Annotated in this window: 5 protein-coding genes; all 5 read left to right on the forward strand. The window is 64.3% G+C overall.

All coding sequences use genetic code 11. From position 1 onward, the window contains the following. Positions 1-297: hypothetical protein (locus JD276_RS15645; RefSeq protein ID WP_200116590.1), on the forward strand; the 297-nt coding region annotated here is incomplete at its 5' end. 208 nt (positions 298-505) lie between these two features. After that, positions 506-850 (forward strand): HNH endonuclease signature motif containing protein, encoded by a 345-nt coding sequence (locus JD276_RS16435; RefSeq protein WP_372432875.1) that lies wholly within the window; start codon positions 506-508, stop codon positions 848-850. Continuing rightward, a complete protein-coding gene (locus tag JD276_RS15655) occupies positions 840-1,079 on the forward strand; it encodes a hypothetical protein (RefSeq protein WP_200116592.1) in 240 nt (79 codons plus the stop codon). The genes JD276_RS16435 and JD276_RS15655 overlap by 11 nt, the downstream gene beginning before the upstream one ends. Then, on the forward strand, positions 1,076-1,468 hold the full coding sequence (locus tag JD276_RS15660; protein ID WP_200116593.1) for a hypothetical protein: 393 nt from the start codon (positions 1,076-1,078) through the stop codon (positions 1,466-1,468). The genes JD276_RS15655 and JD276_RS15660 overlap by 4 nt, the downstream gene beginning before the upstream one ends. After that, on the forward strand, positions 1,458-1,742 hold the full coding sequence (locus tag JD276_RS15665; protein WP_200116594.1) for a hypothetical protein: 285 nt from the start codon (positions 1,458-1,460) through the stop codon (positions 1,740-1,742). Before JD276_RS15660 ends, JD276_RS15665 begins: the two co-directional genes overlap by 11 nt. Positions 1,743-1,778: the final 36 nt, after the last annotated feature.

Below are 1,778 nucleotides of genomic sequence, written 5' to 3' on the forward strand. Positions count from 1 at the left end.
CTGATCGAAGTTCTGCGGACGATCACCCCGCGCCTGCACGAACCGCTGTGGACGAACGTTCTCGGGGATCAGGCCGACGCGATCCTGGCCGTGGTCCCGGCGCTCTCTCGTGCTGTTGCACCCGAGACCGAATGGGAGTACCGGATCGTTATCGGCGACCGCATCAGATACACGGAAGCGCGATCCGAAGCAGTGCGGGCGCGTCTGCGGCATGGAGACGCGGCAGATGTTCGCCGCCGCCGCCCGAAGGTCGAGCGTCCTGCTGGTCCGTGGGAGGAGATGCCTGATGCAGAGTAACCAGAGCCCCAGCCGTACCCGTCGGGAACGATGCGCTAAGTGCGGAACCGAGTATCTCGCAAAGAACCGGTCTCGGCACGCATCGCGATGTGATCGCATCATGTCTCGCCCGTCCGACGAGGAGCGATTCTGGGGCAAGGTGCATAAGTCTGACACATGCTGGCTGTGGACAGGTCAGACCGATTCGGACGGATACGGCGTGTTCATGATGCGACGGGCCGGAAGGAGCTCGCCGCAGCGCGCGCATCGTGTGGCATATGAGTTCACCCACGGCGAGAATCCGGAGCGCCACGTAGACCACATTTGCAGAGTGCGCGCCTGCGTGAATCCGGATCACCTTCGGGATGTGAGCAATGCCGAGAACGTGCTGGGCGGCATTGGCCCCACCGCGATCAACGCGAGAAAGAAGCGCTGCAACCGGGGCCACGAATTCGATGCGGTAGACAGCCGTGGATGGAGGTCGTGCACGACATGTCGGAACGAAAAGCGACGAGAGCGCAGAGCCAAGCAGCGCGCTGCGCTGCCGGTAGGAGGTGAGACCGATGACGAGTAGACCCAGCAGAGCGGTGATGTGCGACTGGCTCTCGGGGGCGCTGCTGAACGTCGCCCGCATCGCCCCGTCGAACCCGGCTGACATCGCCGAGCTATCGGCGCGGGCGCGGCGGGCGGAACAACGGTTGAGGAGATTGGCAGAGATCGCCGCGGAACTCGGGTGGCATGTCGACGCTGATCTCGACGTCGCGTACGAACTGATCCAGAAATACGACGAGGAGACCCCATGACCAGCAAGATCACTGCCTATCTGGCCGAGCAGAAGCGCCTCGCGGAGGCCGCGACCGGGGGGCCGTGGTGCGTTCTCGATGAGGGCGATAGAGGGGTGGCTGTCGCCACCTCTGGGCCAGACGGGAACTATGTCGCCGAGGGGCCCCTGACCGCTACCGACGCCGAGTTCATCGCTGCCGCTCGTGAGTCGGTGCCGCGCCTCGTGGCCGCACTGGAAGCGGTGAGCGAAACGCACCGACCGGTAGAGATCGAGCCGAGCGGCACTATTTGCCATGAGTGCTCGTTTCAGCTTCCGAACGGGCGCTACTTCGGCAAGGTGACCGAGTATCCGTGCCCGACGGTCCGCGCTATCGAGGTCGCACTGGGTGGTGAGACCGATGGGGAGTGAGCACGAGTGCATCTTCCCGGAGGAACGGGAGCCTGAGGGGCGCTTGATTCTCGCCCCGTGCCTCACATGCGGGACGCCTGCTGTTGACGCGATCGCACAGCTCAAGGAAGACGTTCGCATGTGGGGCGACACCGCCGAGGGCATCATCCGCGATATGCGGGCCCTCGCTGACGACTTCAACGCGAACGGAAACAGTCGCGAACTCGGCGACCCCGCGGCTCGAGTCTGGCACAAGGCCGCACGACTGATTCTCGAACGATTGCAGAGGGACTAGACCATGACGACCACACCTAACCCGACCGCCGAGCAG

Source organism: Leucobacter chromiisoli (assembly GCF_016522505.1).
Lineage (GTDB): Bacteria > Actinomycetota > Actinomycetes > Actinomycetales > Microbacteriaceae > Leucobacter > Leucobacter chromiisoli.